Raw genomic sequence first — 17,927 nt, forward strand, 5'->3', positions numbered from 1 at the left:
ATATTCAATAAATACTTTTATTTAAAATATCAAATATGACAGTTTTATTTAGTTTTAAAATAATGTCTACTTGCCTTCGCATCCAAATATTTATAGTCGCCTTGCTCTTTACCATGGTTTCGGCTTTTTTGCAAATAACACCTAGTGTCAATGGCGATTTTATATTAGAAAGGATAAATATTAGCGAAGGGTTATTTGTTAAATTATCAACACTATACTTTTTATAATATGCTTTATTACAAATACCTTATGGATATCTTATAGATTCAAAAGGTTTTGAAAAGATACTACCTTTTTGTATTTTTCTAGTTTTAATAGGATCTATTATATACTGGCTTTGTGGTAATTATGTCTTAATAGACTTTAGTCGAATAATTATTAATGATGATGTGCAAGTTCATATATATTGGTATATTCATAGCTATAATATATTCCAAGAGGTCTATAATTCCATTACCTAATAAGCCTATGTGAAATATCTGTAGGACTTGGTGACTATTGCGTAGGAAATATTTATCTCCACCTAAAGACATTCATATGACCATACCAAACTCAAATAGTCCATCAACAGTACTATTCGCATAGAGCAAAATATCATCATTAGCGAATAACTATCACGATATTATTATTATCACCAGCATAAAAAATGCCAAGATAATCCCCACCCACCTGTAAACAAATACAGTAGACCAAGAGAGTTTAGATTATCTAAAAATATAAATACTAAAAGCAATAATACTCTAGAAATATTAACTAAAACTATGATTATCCTTCTAGGTAGAAGATCAGTAAAATAACCTATAAGCGGTAATAATACAACCGCACATTCCACCAAATAAACATAAATAGTATAATAACTTCCATACTATTTCTTAAAGATAATAAATGCCAACTTATAGAAATATACGCAATACCGACAACAACAGCATTACAAATTGTCATTCCACAAGCATAACTAAAAGCATTATTACTAAATAATCTACTTCTAGCTTTAAAATAACTAAGCATATTTTAAAACCTATTTCATTTTAACCATTCGATGTCTACTGATGAGTATGTTGATTATTAAAAATAGAGATATTGATATATTTAGAGTGATTGTACACCAAGCATATTTATAAGCAAGCTGAAACTTTAGTTACTATTGACTGTATATCTATTCTAGATGCTGAAAAGTATTTAGGTATTTTATTTTTTAAAAAAACTAAACTACTTTAAACCTGTTGTTTCAAAAAAAATTAATAGCTTAAATTGTAAGAGGAAATAGACTAGGCCACAAAACATACAAGCTAAACCAAAAATAGATACTTACATTTCACTTTGAAAATATAACCATGAAAATAATTTGATTACCTAAAGCATTAATTAAAGCCCATCTCAACCACATTAAAGCGAAAGTTGTTCCTTTAGGGATATTAACACTAAAAAGAGTAAATCTTATTAAAGATGTTCCACTAAACAATAAACTAAATCCATATAAACTTAATCCGATAATAATTATAAGTAACTTTGAGCCACATATGCTATTAAATAAAACACAATTAATGAAGCTAATACTAATATAACCCCTATTTTTACAAGTGTCTTTAGAGAAAAACTTCGACTTTTATCTCTTATTATAAAGCTTCTGAATAAAACTGAACAAAAAAAGAAGATTCCATAAACCATATTCTATAGTGCTAAGATGAGAATTTTTTATAAGTAAAATAGATACTATTCCAAGCCATACTATAAAAAGAACACTTTAAAAGCCTAAACTTACAGTACCTATAAGGAATGTAGATGAAATCAAAAGCTTACGATAATTACGATAAATTTTAACGAAATTTAGCTTAAAATTTTGTCTTGACGTACTAATACACTACTGTTTCAGGCATATATTTTATTATATCCCCTAAGGCTAAGGCAGATAATAACACAAGAATTAGAAAAATCACTCTCCAATGGAATATTTCTACAATAATTGCATCTAACAAATGATCTGTTAACGGAGATTTAGCAATATTATTCATAATTGAAGTGGTGCGTACAACTGCCATTTCTGATAATATTTCTTGGACAATGACATACCCAATTGTACCTATAAAACATAAACATATACCTTGTAAGAATCTCCCAAGAGTAAAGTAACTAATATTTGGTGAAAACATAATAAAAATTGTGTTTAATAAAAAAACAAACAACCTAATATCATCAATAAGGCGCCTTCCTATAATGTCAAATATAGGTCCTATAAATAATTGTAATGTAGTACCACCTAATATAAAAATTATTAATGAAGTTGGAATCATAGAAGATTCACTTTGGAAATCAGAGATTACTTGGAGCATACCTGGTATAATCATGTCATTTGCCAAATAGACAGTTAATTCATAGATAAGGAAATATCCCATCAAACTCTTATTTAAGCTTAAAACCCCTTGAGAATTAGTATAATCTGTCATAAGTTAAGTCCCTATAAATTAGATATTGTTATATCCTTAAATTGCTAACTTTGGGCCGTTAAAAGTTACTACAGAAGATACTACCCACCGATTATAACAATCAATAATTATTAAGTAAAATAATTTAAGAGCAGTATATTTTTGAAACTATTGTACAAATTAAAAGGAACTAGATATATGTTGTTTTTCATCTACCTCTCAAAAAGAAACTATCCAACTGTGCAAAATTAAGCTTCACCCAAGTTGGTCGCCCATGGTTGCACTGCCCCGAATTTTCAACAGTTTCCATTTGTCTAAGTAAATGATTCATCTCTGGAATACTAAGCTTATCATTAGCCCTAACAGCAGCATGACAAGATACTGTAGCTAAAATATGATTTAAATAAAACTCAACACTTTTTGTTTTACTAGAAGAGCTAAACTCTGTAGCTACATTTGATATTAAATCTTGGATATCTTTATTTTTGACATATATTGGGGTTGCCCTAACAAGTATCGCATCATCAGCAACTATAGATATCACAAAACCTAATTTCTCAAAGGCTTCTAGATTTTCTTCTATAGTTGCAACTATATTACTAGCTAGCTGACAAGTTAGCGGCACTAATAGATTCTGCTTAAATTTATCAGTATCTGCATGCCAAGTTTTTTTCATCTCTTCATACAGTATTCTCTCGTGTACTGCGTGCATATCTACAAGTACAACGCCATCCTCAACTTGTGAGAGAATATATACCATGGATTTGGCAAATAGCCTGACCTAAGCCACTAGATTTTAACTGTTGTGAGATACTAATTTGATTTTGTTGTGTGGTTTGCTTTTCAAAATATTTATCAAGTAAGTTAAGATTTGTATCAGTCTCCACTTCATCTTCAATATTAATATCCAAGCTCATATTACCAATATTAAGCGGGTTGTTATCACTAGCATGTCGTTCTTGACTAGTTACTTGTTGATGACGGGATATTTTTATATCCGCACTAGTAGTTATGGCTTTATTGACACTACCAAAGAGAAAATCATAGATGAATTTTTGATTTCTAAAACGCACTTCACTTTTTGCCGGATGGACATTAACATCGACCTCATGATAATCAATATCCAGATAAAGTAAAAACGCAGGGTATCTGTTGCCATACATCACATCTTTATAGGCATTTTTATCGCATGAGCAACAATTTTATCTTTGATTATACGCCCATTTATATAGAAACTCTGCATATCTGGACGAGCTCGATTAAATCTTGGACTGGCTACCCATCCCCACAGATGAGCATCACAATTTGTTTATCTACATAAATAGCATTTTCAATAAGCTCTTTGACTACTGAAGATGGTCTTTCAATAACTTCACCAGCAGCTATCTGGTTAGCTAGACTTTCTGGTAGAATTTTTATTTGGCGGTAATCATGTTTTTGTGGTTGCATATTTTCTTATAAAGGATCTTTTACAAAGTTTCTGGTGGCGCATTCTTTAAATAACTCTTTATCGTTGACCTTACCGTTTTTACCCTCATAGGTGTAGACATTATCTGCTGTCAAACCGCATAATTTTTTTATTTTTTCAGCTTGATCAGCAGATAATCTTTGCCAATATTCGCTCTTACCTAAAAAACCCCAATAAGCTCTTACATAAATCTTTTTACCATTTCCATTGTTCGAGCTTTTACATGATAGTATTTACCATCATGTGGATTTAGAACCGCACCATCTGTTATATAGCGGACCTTTACCTTTAGCAGGATCTCCAGAATCAGTTTTTTGGCATTCCAAACGAATTCTAAGCCTTGATATTTATCTTTGCCACTTGAATAATCATAAAGATTACCATAAGCATGAATAACAGCAATATTTGTTTTTGTAACATTATCTCGCTGCAACCAATAGCCAGTAGCATAGAGATTTTGCCAATCTTCTTCTGTATAAGCAAAAGAAAATACAAAAACAGTAACTATTATAACAATCAACTTACGCAACATTATTAAAGATTATTTAGATTAACTTTTTAAAAAAAAGTATAAAGAAAATTTGTAATTATACAAACTAATTAGACTGGACTTTTAACACCAAATTGACCAACTGGATAATTAGTACACACGCTTGTGACTTTTGTATCACTATTTGTATACTGACCATCCGCAGTAACACCACAATCTGTCTTGACTTTTTCATAGTCAGCTTTTGTTATTCTCTTCCAATGCGCAGATTTACTACCTAACTCTTTACCCCAAACAATATATGCGGCTTTGGCAAACATAGTATCTCCACCATCTTGGACTTGGGCTTCTGAGGCGTAAACTTTACCATCATTCGGGTTTATTACCCCCCCATTTTTGTAAACATCACTTTTTTGGTTAGCAACAGCTGTTCCAACTTCTGGTTGCATATTACCCGCAAATACAAAACCTTCTAAAGGTGCATTTTTACCCATATAGTTAAAATCATTATAAGAGCCATTAGAACAATTATAGCAAGTAGCCCTTGGTTTAGTAGGCTTACCAAATGAATCAACATACATTAGTGGCACTACGATTTCCATCTGTAGTGTACCTTTTTTACCATACTCATCACTCTTGGCAAAATATGTATGGATAATCCCTTCAGGCATACCACGACCAGCATCGTTATCCTCATCAAACTGAATCCAATAACCTTCCGGCGATAGTTTGTCTGTTGAACTGGACTTATTAGTATCTGCTGCAAAAGACGTTGCTGTAGTTCCAAAAACTGCAATTGCTATCGACACTAAGATTTTTGATTTTTTCATTACCCCTCTTTTTTTCATAAATACAATTTTTTGCTTAACTTCTCAATAGTAACAAACAAGTGATTTTTATTCAAATATACTTAATACTATTATTAGTAATTTTATAAATAAAGTTTATAATTAAACTAGTAAAAAATAACTTTTTAGTAATTTTTACAAGCAAAGGTCATAACAAATTTTGGCGGTAATATTTGTGTGAAGCTCATCACTGGTGGAAAAGTTTCAGCATTACAGCGTAGTCACCTAAAGGGCGAACTTACAGTTGGCGATGATGTCGAATTAGAATACACAAATTCCACCTATGTAATTACTAAACTACTTGATAGAAAAATCTCATATCGCGTCCAAATCAATACCAGCGTAAGAATAAAAATATTGCCGCTAATATTGATAACGCTGTGATTATTCTCGCGCATTCACCTGCTCCTGTTGAACATTACATTGATAGATATTTAGCTGCTCTTCACAATAGTGATATTGAACCTATAATAGTCATCAATAAGATTGATGATCAGTCTCAAGATGATAAACAACATCTACAAAATATTGTAGATATATACAAAAATATAGGTTACAAGATTTTTTATATATCAGCAAAGAATAACATCGAAATAAATCAGTTAGTTGATACTCTTGCTAATAAGATAGCTATTTTTCTAGGACAGTCTGGAATTGGTAAGTCTGAAACACTAAACACAATACTTGGTGAAAAAATCACTGCCACAATAGAAGTTTCAGGCTCGACTAAAAAGGGGTGTCATACAACAACTTGTTCAACCCTGTATGAAATTAATGACACTACGAATATTATTGATTCTCCAGGTATTAAAGAATTTGGACTTTGACATATCTCACAAGAAGAGCTTTTCGATGGTTTTCTAGATTTCAAAAAATACAGAGGAATGTGTCAATTTAGAAACTGCTCACATGAAGAAGGATCAAAAGGTTGTGAAATAGTCAAACAAGTAAATCTTGGTAATATCAATCTCATTTGTTTTAAGAATTATCATAGAATATTAGCAGAAATTTAAAAATAAAATAAAATACATCAATTATTATCAACCAATCAACTACAGCTAAATACCCCTCAAATTGAATATAATTTTTCACTAATATCAAGCTAAAAGAAAAGATAGTATTTATAAGAAATTATTTATTTTGTTGAGGCTTATAGTACTTCGGTGTAAATTCTATACCATATTTAACATTCATCCACATTCTATTAATAAAGCTTTGCATTTTTGCATCATGGATATTAAGAACATACATTTTTTTAATCATCTCATCAGTAGGTCTGATATTAATATCATCAAATATATCATTTAGATATTTTTTGTTTTGTGTAACAGCATTGGGTTGATACAAATAATTACTATTTTGTGCTGATACATATCGATCTATAATATAGTTCATCAAAGCATAAGCTTTATCTAAATCTTTAGCTCCTTTTGGTATCATCAGCATATCAAACCAAATATTAGTACCCTCTTTAGGGATAACATACGTAAGTGTAACATCTGGATTTACTAACTTTGCTCTTTCTACAGATCTAACTACATCACCAGAATAGCCCATAACTAAACAAAGGTTACCTGCGGTGAAATCATCTTGATATTTATTACTATCAAAGTATTTAATATATGGACGCATATTTTTAATAATATCTAAAGCTGCTTTTTCATACTCAGCTTTACTATTTGTATTTGGATCAATACCATGATAGAAAAAATAATTTCCGAATATTTGCTCAGGTTCATCAAGTAATGAAACTCCACATGGAGCTATTTGTTTGAGGTATTTTTTATCAAAAACATACTTCCAGCTATTAGGAACCACATCTTTACCAAGTCTTTGCTCTATTTCTTGTTTGTTATATGCTAATCCTGTTGTTCCATAACTATACACCACAGCATAGTTATTACCTGGATCATTTATATGTGAAACTTTATCATAAATTACTTTATTACGATATTTTAGATTTGGTAGCTTTGATTTATCAAGTTTGACAAGAGCATTAGATGCTATTTCGCTATTTAGATATAGTGCACCTTGCTCGATTAGATCAAAACCAGATGATCCTGTCATTATTTTCGCACGAGTCATATTATCATCAGAGGTATAAATATACTTGACTCTAGTATTAGATAGTTCTGAAAAGCATAGTACTATATCAGGAGATATATAGTCTGCCCAGTTAGTAAAATTTAACTGTGTTCTAGTTTGTGTAGCTGTGATAGGACTTTTAAGAATTTTATTATCACAAATGTATGACTCATCTTTTGAATATACCAAATTAAACAAGCTAACTAGCAGACCAATAATAAAAACCTTTCGTTTCATAAAAGTAACACACACTCTAGTTGTTATAAAATTCCTTTAAGTATATACTAAAGTGTGGTAATGAATAAATAAAAAGTAAAATAATGGAATAAATTATTAGTAGTAAAAAGTTTGGTCTTATCAGATTAATAATGATAAATATTATCGCTGTTGATAGCTTAAGAAATATTTCTATCACGGCTCAAGCAGGCTGGATCGTTATAATTTTTTATATTTTAGCTGGAATTCTCTTCTTGATTCCATGTGCACTACTAACAGCGGAGATGTCTACAGGCTCTTCACAAGAAACTGGTGGTATCTATATCTGGGTTAAAAAGGCATTTGGTAAAAGATTAGGTTTTTTAGTTATCTGGTTACAGTGGGTTTACAACTTAGTTTGGTTTCCATCTATTTGCGGTTTTTTTGCTGGAGTGATTGCTTATGTCATAGCACCGCTAACAGGACAAGATGCTAATCAATTAGTCGCTAATCCATGGTATATGATATCAATGAGTTTAGTGATGTTTTGGAGTGCCACAGCAATTAACTTATTTGGCATCAAAACATCAAGTACATTAAGTACACTTGGTGCCATTATTGGTACACTTTTACCAATGTTTATTATCATCATAATAGCAATAATATGGTCAATGTCTCATGCTGCTGAGCTTGTTGCGCCAAAGATTTCTGACTTTATCCCATCGAGTAATAATATCAGTAGCTGGGCTTTATTTATAACCGTAATGTTTAGCCTTTTTGGTTTAGAAATGAGCGCTATACACGCAGCAAATGTTAAAAATGCTAAGAAAAACTTCCCTCGTGCCCTACTAATTTCTGGTTCTGTAATATTAGGGTCTTTAATTTTATCAAATATTACGGTGATATTAGTAAGCAGTCAGTTACAAATTGGTGATGTTGATATTGTTACAGGTTTGATGGTTTCTTTCCACTACTTCTTTAGTCAAATTAATATGCCATGGATGACTTATATAATCGCAGTAACGCTGATATTTGGTGCATTTACAACAACGTCGGCTTGGATTATGGGATTATCTAGAGCTTTTATGGTTGTTAGTAATGACAACATATTGCCACAAATATTTGGTAGAACAAATAAGAATGATGCTCCTGATACTATGCTTATTACTCAGGCACTTGTTTTTACAGTATTTTGTTTCTCATATATTTTTATGCCATCAGTAAATGAAGCATACTGGTATCTTAGTGATTTAACTGCACAACTAGCAGTGATAGCATATATTTTGATGTTTATCACCGCTGTAAAACTAAAAATCAGTTCGCCACTTCAAGAAAGTCAATACGAAATATTTAAGGGTTCTTTTGGAACTATTCTAATGGCTTTGTTAGGCTGCTTTGTCTGTTTAGTAGCGATAATTGTTGGATTTATTCCTATAGATAATATGGCTATGTCAGTTTTTAACTTTGATATGATGCTTATTATCGGTATTGTCATTGCGCTAATTATTCCAGCAGTTATAACCATTAAAAAATAAATCTTAATTATCTATAAAAAACTTTAACACTTTAAAAATATTAAAATATTGTCTAAAACTGTTACAATATCAACACTTTAATTAACAATTTTTTTATAATTAAATGCTTTTAAAAACTATAAAAGATTGGTACCAAAACAGATATCAAAATAATGAACCAATAGTGTTTGTTGGTTTGATGCTGTTTTTTTATCTAGTTTTAACTTTTTTAGGGGATTATATAGCTCCAATACTAGCTGCACTAGTAATTGCATATCTACTTGATACTTTTGTAAATATTTTACAAAAAGTCACTAAGCTTAAGCGTATAGTTTTAGTATATATTGTTTATATTATGTTTTTGATAGCACTTCTATCACTAATATTTGTATTATTACCAATTATCATTAATCAGCTTATTGACTTTGTAAAACAAGCTTCACATATATTATCAAGTTTAAAAACTAGTTTAGAGGAACTATCAGCAAAATATCCTACAATCCTTACAGAAGAACGTATCAATTCTATCGTAAGTTGGTTTGATAGTATTGATTGGAAAAAAATTAGCTCAAATGTTGGTTCTTTTATTTTACAAAATACTGCAACAACATTACCAGTTTTATTTTCTGTACTAATTTACCTGTTTCTAGTACCATTAATGGTTTTTTATTTTCTCAAAGATAAAGAAAAAATGATTAATTGGTTTAAATCATTTTTACCAGAAGAAAATGGCGCTTTATACTATGTTTGGAATGATCTAAAACCAAAACTAGCTGACTACGTAAGAGGAAAGGCAATCGAACTTATTATCGTTTCTACTCTTACATATATTGGTTTTGCCTACTTTGATCTAAACTATGCTGTACTTTTAGCTGTTGGAGTTGGCTTATCAGTAATAATTCCTTATGTTGGCATGGTAATTATTACAATTCCTGTTGTAATGGTAGGAATTTTGCAGTTTGGCTTAAATGGTACTTTTGTATCGATGTTGATAGTGTTTTTTATAATCCAAGCACTTGATGGTAATTTGTTAGTGCCTCTACTTTTCTCAGAAGTTCTAGATATGCATCCTGTAGGCGTTGTTTCGGCAATTCTCATATTTGGTGGCATATGGGGGCTATGGGGAATATTCTTTGCAATACCACTAGGTCTGCTATTTATCTCAGGTGTAAATATGTTTAGAAATCATCTGAAAGGTAAAAAAAATCAGGCTGATATAAATCTATGCTAATCAAACAAAAAAAATTAATAACAATATTTTTAGTACTCTACTAGCTAAAGGCTATAATTCTTTTACAGCAAAAATAATCTCAGCTAGAGTAAGTGAAATAGATAATATTGAGCTAATATTAAATGGTTCAATCAAAGATTTATCATCACCATTTTTATTCAAAGATATTGAAAAAGCTGTAGAAAGACTTTATCAGGCACTACAAAATAATGAAGTTATTGGATTAGAAACTGATCATGACTGTGATGGTCAGACTTCACACGCAATTTTATATGAAGCTTTAACAAAAATATTTGGTTACCCTAAAGAAAAAATCCGCTCGTATATTGGTCATAGATTACAGGAAGGTTATGGTTTATCAGAGTCGCTAGTGAATAGAATTCTTACAGATAAAATAAGACCAAGTTTAATCATAACAGCTGATAATGGTTCTACAGATGAGCCAAGGATTGCCATCCTTAAACAAAATGGTATAGATATAATTGTAACTGATCATCATGCTATCCCACTCGAAGGTCCGCCTAAAAGCGCTATAGCAGTACTTAATCCAACTCAACAAGACTGCAACTATCCTGATAAAGCTATCGCTGGTTGTATGGTCGTCTGGCTTTTTATGGTTGCACTACGCAGAAAGTATCTACAAAATAACAAAGTAATATCTCAAACATATGGTTTAAGTAATTTGTTAGATTTTGTTGCTATTGGTACAGTCGCTGATTGTGTAAGTATGGCAACTAGTCACAATAATCGTATTGTAACAAAATTTGGTATCGATCAATTTAAAAATAACCAACGCTTATGCTGGGACTTTCTAGATAAAGACAAACTATCAAGTGAATATATTGGTTTTAGTATCGTACCAATTCTAAATAGTGATGGTAGAGTTTCTGATGCTTTAGGATCTGTTAACTTTTTACTCGAGGAAGATGAGTACAAAATAGAAGATATCTTTGATAATCTCAAACAACAAAACAACCAGCGCAAAGAAATTCAAAAAAAACTTACTCAAGAAGCCATAGCTCAAGCGGATCAATTAAATCAGCAAAAAAACTCTTTATGTATACTTCTGGATGATGGTCATTCTGGAATTCATGGCATATCAGCAAGTAGAATTAAAGAAATGTTTGGTAAATCAGTAATTATCTTCTCGCAAACGCAACATGACTCAACTATAATATCTGGATCAGCACGAAGTATAGACAATATCCATATCAAAACTATCTTAGATAGTATAGCTATTAAACAACCACAACTAATCATTAAATATGGTGGTCATAAAGGCCGCTGCAGGCTTAACAATAAAAAAATCTGATTTTAACAACTTCTATCAATTATTTGAAAGCGAAATAACTGATATTGTTACTAAGCAAAATATAATTCTCGAGCCTAGCATAGAATATGATTTTGAGCTTGAAGAGCATCATTTTGACTTAGAAACTTTAGATAAAATCGATGTTTTAGAACCTTTTGGCAGAGAATTTGAAAAACCTTTGTTTTGTAATCAATTTATGATTGAAAATTTACGCTTAGTTGGTAAAGATAAAATTCATGCTCAGCTAGTATTACGCTATAAAGATCTATCATCAATCAAAGCAATATGGTTTAATGCTGCTGATAATAAAATACTAGAACAGCTAGCTATCGGCGACTCTATAAAGGCCTGCTATAAGTTACAAAAAGAAGAATTCTTAGGACAGGTAAATCTATCACTTAATATTAAAACTATCGAAAAATGAAAAATCATCACTACATAACAACACAACTTAACCAGTATATAGATGATATAAAAGTTGAATATTTTCCAACTATAGATTCAACAAATGACTACTTATTAGCGACAAATTTGACACATAAATATCACTTTTGTTATGTAGATAAGCAAACAAAAGGTCGTGGTCGTCTTGGTTATAAGTGGATTTCTGAAGATAAAGGTAATATCTACTCAACATTAGCATTTCATTGTAATTCTGCTATCACAACTGATTCACTTAAAAGTGTCAAAATAGCCTTAAGGGTCTTAGCAGCTATCAAAAAATATATACCGAAAAATCTACAACAATACCTAAAAATAAAATTACCAAATGATATTTATTTTCAAGATCAAAAACTTGCTGGGATACTCATAGAAACTAATAATATCAAAAAAGATAGTTTTAATATTATTATTGGAGTAGGTATCAATGTCAATATGACAAATACTGATGAAAATATTGATAGCGAATGGACATCTTTATCAAACATAAATAACCAACAATTAAACTCCTATAGGGTTATAGTTGATTTAGTTAAAAGCATTATTGATAGCTTTGATACAAGTGATACCACTGCGCTAGCACAATTAGCTAATTATGATTATATCTTAGATAAAAAAATTATTTTTAACTGTGCTGATCAAAGCTATCAAGGTATCGCTAAAGGTATTTCTAAAGATCTTAGATTAAAAATCATAGATGAAAATAATAATTATTGTGAATTTCAACTAGCTAATATTAATAAAATTAGAGTTATAAAATGAGTTTAGAAAATATTAAAAAACGTGCTGAATATCTTGCAAAGATTCGTAACTTTTTCAAAAATTTAGATGTCCTAGAAGTAGATACCCCTCTAGCATATGATTATGCGGTTACTGATCCATTTATAGATGTATTTGGTATAAATACAGTAGCTGGAAAAAGATATCTGCAAAGCTCTCCAGAATATGTAATGAAAAGATTACTTGCGGCTGGTAGTGGTAGTATTTATCAAATTTGTAAAGCTTTTCGTGATGAACCTTGTGGTAAGTTACATAAACACGAATTCACAATGATAGAATGGTATCGTGTTGGTATAGATTACTTTCAACTAATGCAGGAAATGCAAAAGTTATTTGCTATACTTAAAGTAAATTTAGAGTTTATCTACTTAAGCTATCAAGAAGCATTTGAAAAATATTATAACATTAATCCACACGATATTTGTTTATCTGAACTACAAGCACTAGTTAGAGAAAATATTGGTGAGATTCAAGGCTTAAAAAATCCAACTATAGCAGATTGCTTGGATATTCTTTTTAGTTATAAAATCGAAAAAAACCTCAATCAGCACAATACTGTTTATTTTATCTATGACTATACAGTCCATCAGTCAGCTCTAGCTAGAAGAGTTAATGATAAAAATAACCAATTAGTTGCCACAAGATTTGAAGTTTTTTATAATGGTATAGAACTAGCAAATGGTTACTATGAACTTATAGATAAAAAAGAGCAACTAAAGCGCTTTGAGAATGATCTTGCAATAAGAAAACAACAACAAAAAACTCTTTTAGATATTGATACTAAACTTCTGGAGTGTTTAGAAAATATTCCTGAATGTTCCGGAGTTGCTTTAGGTTTTGATAGACTACTTATGAGTTTAGAGGGTATTAGCGACATAAAAAATCTCAGCATTTTAGATTAGATTATTAATATTTGTGCAGCATAACTGGATTTATCGCAAATTCTATGTTTAAGTCGTTTAATTCTTTAGCAAGATTTATAAGAATTTCATCCTGAACGTTGATAAAATCATAAAAAACTTTATTAACCATCGCATAAATTTGTATATTAATACCACTACTACCAAAACTTCCCTCTGACTTACCAGAAATATTGGTACCTCCTGATACTAATGAGACTGCTAGAGTTTTATTTTCATCAATATTTGTATGTGATTTAATTATTTCTAAAATTTTTTATTTGATAATAGCAATTTTATCGATATGTTTATAATCAATATTTATAAACTATACTATGCGTATGCGTTAGACGCGATGTTGTAGTTATACAAGTATTCGGAAATACCGAGTTTGGTATATGCATTGATGCTGTTTCATAATTATCAACTCTAGTAGTTAAAATGCCAATTTTTTTGATGGTATCTACTAAATTTAATTGCTGAATTTATGTCTGAAGAAATAATATCATCCTCAGAATACTTACGATTAAATACTACAAATAAGTCACCAAATAAATTTGTCAGAAGAGTACTTTGTGAAAGAGTTAAACCAGCAAAAGAAACCTCACTGAAAGCCCCAAAAGCGGTAATGGGCACACGAAAAGCTGCCATCAATATCACTGATCACTATAGTGCTAAGCTCTAAAGCTTGAAATATAGCATTGATATCTCTAAAACCATCATAATAATCTTTTTTTCAGGTTTTTTATTTTCGATAGCAATATTTTACTTTTATACAAAAACCTCAGTAAACTAATAATAATTGCTAAATAAATACAAAAATCAAAAATTTTTTCTGAGTATGAAACAATAACTTCTTTATAATCTGGTAAATGAACTATAACAGGTAAATCAACACATGTTTTTTAAAAATACGACTAAATAATTAAATACAGTGTCAGTTTAAATGATTTTACAAATTAATATCTAATTGTATATTTTAATGCTTAATTACTAAAAGATTTCCTAGTAAAGGATATAACCACGCTAAGAACTAAACATATAACAAAGTCAATCAAAAGTATATATGTAGTAGAATAGTTCTCAACTCTTAGTAGTAAGTTTATTTAAAAGATTCATTTTATAAATTAGGTATATCCAAAATTTTATATTTGTATCTAACTATTCTGATTGCTGTGGTGTTGTTTCGTCATCAATCATGACATTATTGATATTTGCAGTAGTCGGTGGTGGATGAGCTACTAGTGTTTTTGGTGTTACTGCTGAAGTATATGTAGCTGCTGGTAGCTGAGTAGCTTTATTAGTATTTATATTATCAGTAGTTTTCGCATTACTAGTATTTGAAGGTAGAGATGGCTGTTGTTGCTTAGAATTATCAATATCATAATTGATCGGAGTATAGATAATAGCAGTCTTTGAATTTTCTGGAGTTATAATATCGATGTTTTCTCTAATATATTGAGTCACTAAAATAGTTATTGCTATTGCTATTACTAATATTGTTAATCTATTGATATAGTCAAAAAACTTCAACTTACCATAGCGTGATTTTTTATAAAAAAGGACATCAATTTTATTAAGTATTGATACTATTTTTTTCTCAGGAACTTCTAAGTATTCACAATATCTTCTAATTTGATTCTTAAGTACACTACTAGAATTTAGTAATAGACTATCATTATCAGCTTCTTCTATAAGTTGTATAGTTTCTAATGATAAATTAATAGCATCAGCTATAGTTTCTCGTTTAAGCTGTTGAGAATCTCTAACACTTTTTAGAAAAGTTTGAAAATTATGCATAAAATTTTACAATTAACTAATTTATTTAATAATAGTCAAAATTATATAAGAAAAAAGGTAAAAATTAAATGCAGATGTATATAAAGATAGATTTAGTTATTTAGCTTTGTTTTTTGTTCTAATAATTTCTCTAAGAAGTGAATATTAGTTCCACCCTTAATAAAATCTTCATTATTTAGAATTTCTTGATGAAGTGGTATATTTGTATTAATACCATTAATCACCATTTCTTCTAAAGCCGCACGCATTTTCTGTAACGCTGTCTCTCTATTATGACCACGCACAATAACCTTAGCTATCATTGAGTCATAGTTTAGTGGAACAACATAACCTGAATATATATGCGAGTCTACACGCACTCTCGGCCCTGCTGGCGGATGATACATATCAATCCTACCAGGTGAAGGAATCATTCTTTCAGAATCTTCTGCGTTTATTCTACACTCAATTACATGTCCTACTATAGCAATGTCTTCTTGTTTCCAGCTTAGACCTTCACCATTAGCAACTCTGATTTGCTCTTTGATAAGGTCTGTAGAAGTAATTGACTCAGTAACAGGATGCTCTACCTGAATTCTAGTATTCATCTCAATAAAGTAGAATTCACCATTCTCATACAAGAATTCAAAAGTACCAGCTCCACGATATTTTAATATCTTACATGCGCTAACACACTGCTCACCAATACGCTTTCTTTCCTCATCAGTAAGACCAATTGCTGGAGCTTCTTCAATAACTTTTTGGTGTCTTCTTTGAGTAGAGCAATCTCTTTCAAATAAATATACAGCATTACCTTCACCATCACCAAAAACTTGGATTTCAATATGGCGAGGATTTTCTAGGAATTTTTCCATATAAACCATATCATTATTAAAAGCTATCCTCGCTTCACTCTTTGTTAGAGAAATAGCACTAATAAGATCTTCTTTCTTTCTAACGATGCTCATCCCGCGACCACCGCCACCAGCAGCAGCTTTAATGATAACTGGGTAGCCAATTTTATCAGCAATTTCTAAGGTTTTCTTTTCATCACTTCCTAATGGACCGCCTGAACCTGGTACGCATGGGACACCAGCTTTTTTCATATATTTGATAGCTTCAACTTTATCACTCATTATCTCTATACTTGCTGCACGCGGACCGATGAATATGAAGCCACTTTCTTCAACAGCTTTAGCAAATTTTGCATTTTCTGACAAGAAACCATAACCTGGATGTATCGCATCAGCATTAGTAATTTCAGCAGCAGTTATAATAGCTTGGATATTTAGATAACTAAGATTAGGAGCAGGAGGGCCTATACAAACTGCTTCATCAGCTAGTTTAACATGCATAAGGTTAGTATCAGCTGTAGAATACACAGCAACTATCTTAATTCCCAACTCTCTACAAGCTCTTAAAATCCTAAGAGCTATCTCACCTCTATTGGCAATCAGTACTTTTTTAATCATTTTGTATTACCTTTAAAAAGTTTATACTGTGAAGTCTCTATTTCAATTATCACCTATAGCTTATTATTCAATAATAAACAGAGGTTGATCAAACTGAACAGGCTCACCATCTTTAGCAATCACTTTAACAATTTTACCTGTTCTTTCTGCTTCAATCTTATTCATAATTTTCATTGCTTCGATAATGCATAGCACATCGCCTTTTTTAACTTCTTGACCTTCCTTAACATAAGCAGCAGCGTCAGGTGAAGATGCACTGTAGAAAGTACCTACCATTGGAGACTTAATTTCTTCACCATGTATTTCTTCAACTGTATCTACTTTAGGTGTTACTGGAATAACCGTTGAAGTAGCAGTAGGAGTCGCTGAAGCTGCAGGAGTAATACTGCTGGCAACAGGTGCAGCAGAAACTACACTTGTAATAGCTGCTGTATTATTTTTTGTCATAAAGATGCTTGAACCACCATCTTTAACTCTGATTTCCTTTATATCACTTAAATTAAGAATTTCAGCCACTCTATCAATCGTTTTTAGTAAATCCATTTTTTCTACTCTCCTTTCATATTTATATAATTTATTGCTTCTATTAAAGCTAATATGTAACCATTTGGTCCAAACCCAAATATACATCCATAAGCTATATCTGATAGAAGCGATTTAGTCCTAAATTCTTCCCTATTATATATATTAGACAAATGTATTTCAATAAAAGGCTTATTTATAGCTAAAAAAGCATCTCTTATTGCAACACTTGTATATGTGTAAGCCGCAGGATTTATAATGATGATTTTTGCAGCTGTCTGCTGTATTTTATCAACAATTTCACCCTCATGATTACTCTGGTAAAAATCAATACTTATATTATTCTTTTTGGCAGTTTCTAACAAATCACTGTTAATATCAGCTAAAGTTTTATGACCGTAAAACTTTGGTTGTCGAGTGCCTAATAGATTAAGATTTGGTCCATTAATAACTAAAATATCCATATAT

12 protein-coding genes and 6 pseudogenes are annotated in these 17,927 nt (G+C 30.7%); 7 read left to right on the top strand and 11 right to left on the bottom strand.

The features are described 5' to 3' along the window. Positions 1-62: 62 nt before the first annotated feature. Positions 63-523: pseudogene (locus tag C9379_RS06845) on the top strand (MFS transporter); the annotation flags it as partial. Between the two features lie 275 nt (positions 524-798). Here the strand turns inward: C9379_RS06845 and C9379_RS06850 are convergent. The 5 genes and pseudogenes from C9379_RS06850 to C9379_RS06870 all read right to left on the bottom strand — a co-directional run bounded on the left by C9379_RS06850 (position 799) and on the right by C9379_RS06870 (position 5,211). Continuing rightward, positions 799-1,008: an MFS transporter gene (locus C9379_RS06850; protein ID WP_318263213.1), complete on the bottom strand. Its 210-nt coding sequence runs from the start codon at positions 1,006-1,008 to the stop codon at positions 799-801. An 845-nt stretch (positions 1,009-1,853) separates the two neighbouring features. Next, positions 1,854-2,444: an MFS transporter gene (locus C9379_RS06855; RefSeq protein WP_143384547.1), complete on the bottom strand. Its 591-nt coding sequence runs from the start codon at positions 2,442-2,444 to the stop codon at positions 1,854-1,856. 187 nt (positions 2,445-2,631) lie between these two features. After that, positions 2,632-3,872 (bottom strand): annotated as a pseudogene (locus tag C9379_RS06860) (DNA mismatch repair MutL family protein). Between the two features lie 6 nt (positions 3,873-3,878). Then, a pseudogene (locus C9379_RS06865) lies at positions 3,879-4,423 on the bottom strand (DUF2147 domain-containing protein). A gap of 68 nt (positions 4,424-4,491) precedes the next feature. After that, positions 4,492-5,211 carry a DUF2147 domain-containing protein gene (locus tag C9379_RS06870; RefSeq protein ID WP_143384716.1) on the bottom strand — a complete coding sequence of 240 codons (720 nt, stop codon included), beginning with the start codon at positions 5,209-5,211 and terminating at the stop codon, positions 4,492-4,494. 168 nt (positions 5,212-5,379) lie between these two features. Between C9379_RS06870 and rsgA the strand changes: the two are divergent. Further along, positions 5,380-6,242 (top strand): annotated as a pseudogene (rsgA, locus tag C9379_RS06875) (ribosome small subunit-dependent GTPase A). Between the two features lie 118 nt (positions 6,243-6,360). Here the strand turns inward: rsgA and C9379_RS06880 are convergent. Continuing rightward, entirely contained in the window at positions 6,361-7,551 is a 1,191-nt protein-coding gene (locus tag C9379_RS06880) for a polyamine ABC transporter substrate-binding protein (protein ID WP_143384546.1), read from the bottom strand. Between the two features lie 92 nt (positions 7,552-7,643). Here C9379_RS06880 and gadC point away from each other — a divergent pair, with 92 nt between their 5' ends. From gadC to epmA, 5 genes and pseudogenes are all read left to right on the top strand, one after another. Continuing rightward, entirely contained in the window at positions 7,644-9,044 is a 1,401-nt protein-coding gene (gadC, locus tag C9379_RS06885; RefSeq protein ID WP_425536936.1) for a glutamate transporter GadC, read from the top strand. Positions 9,045-9,147: 103 nt separating this feature from the next. After that, the gene (locus tag C9379_RS06890) at positions 9,148-10,254 is read left to right on the top strand and encodes an AI-2E family transporter (protein WP_143384544.1); all 1,107 of its coding nucleotides are present in this window, start codon (positions 9,148-9,150) and stop codon (positions 10,252-10,254) included. Continuing rightward, positions 10,248-11,990: pseudogene (recJ, locus tag C9379_RS06895) on the top strand (single-stranded-DNA-specific exonuclease RecJ). The gene C9379_RS06890 and the pseudogene recJ overlap by 7 nt, the downstream one beginning before the upstream one ends. Beyond that, entirely contained in the window at positions 11,987-12,769 is a 783-nt protein-coding gene (locus tag C9379_RS06900; RefSeq protein WP_143384543.1) for a biotin--[acetyl-CoA-carboxylase] ligase, read from the top strand. Before recJ ends, C9379_RS06900 begins: the two are co-directional and overlap by 4 nt. After that, positions 12,766-13,689 carry an EF-P lysine aminoacylase EpmA gene (gene epmA / locus C9379_RS06905; RefSeq protein WP_143384542.1) on the top strand — a complete coding sequence of 308 codons (924 nt, stop codon included), beginning with the start codon at positions 12,766-12,768 and terminating at the stop codon, positions 13,687-13,689. Before C9379_RS06900 ends, epmA begins: the two co-directional genes overlap by 4 nt. 4 nt (positions 13,690-13,693) lie before the next feature. Here the strand turns inward: epmA and C9379_RS08910 are convergent. From C9379_RS08910 to aroQ, 5 genes and pseudogenes are all read right to left on the bottom strand, one after another. Next, positions 13,694-14,805 (bottom strand): annotated as a pseudogene (locus tag C9379_RS08910) (mechanosensitive ion channel domain-containing protein). Positions 14,806-14,847: 42 nt separating this feature from the next. After that, complete coding sequence (locus C9379_RS06920) at positions 14,848-15,486, bottom strand: helix-turn-helix domain-containing protein (protein WP_143384541.1); 639 nt, start codon at positions 15,484-15,486, stop codon at positions 14,848-14,850. Between the two features lie 92 nt (positions 15,487-15,578). Further along, positions 15,579-16,937, bottom strand: coding sequence for an acetyl-CoA carboxylase biotin carboxylase subunit (accC, locus tag C9379_RS06925; protein ID WP_143384540.1), 1,359 nt, complete (start codon positions 16,935-16,937; stop codon positions 15,579-15,581). Between the two features lie 63 nt (positions 16,938-17,000). Continuing rightward, complete coding sequence (accB, locus tag C9379_RS06930; protein WP_143384539.1) at positions 17,001-17,480, bottom strand: acetyl-CoA carboxylase biotin carboxyl carrier protein; 480 nt, start codon at positions 17,478-17,480, stop codon at positions 17,001-17,003. 5 nt (positions 17,481-17,485) lie between these two features. After that, positions 17,486-17,923: a type II 3-dehydroquinate dehydratase gene (aroQ, locus tag C9379_RS06935; protein WP_143384538.1), complete on the bottom strand. Its 438-nt coding sequence runs from the start codon at positions 17,921-17,923 to the stop codon at positions 17,486-17,488. Positions 17,924-17,927 lie beyond the last annotated feature (4 nt).

The organism is Francisella-like endosymbiont (assembly GCF_003069505.1).
In the GTDB taxonomy this organism is placed as follows: Bacteria; Pseudomonadota; Gammaproteobacteria; order Francisellales; family Francisellaceae; genus Francisella.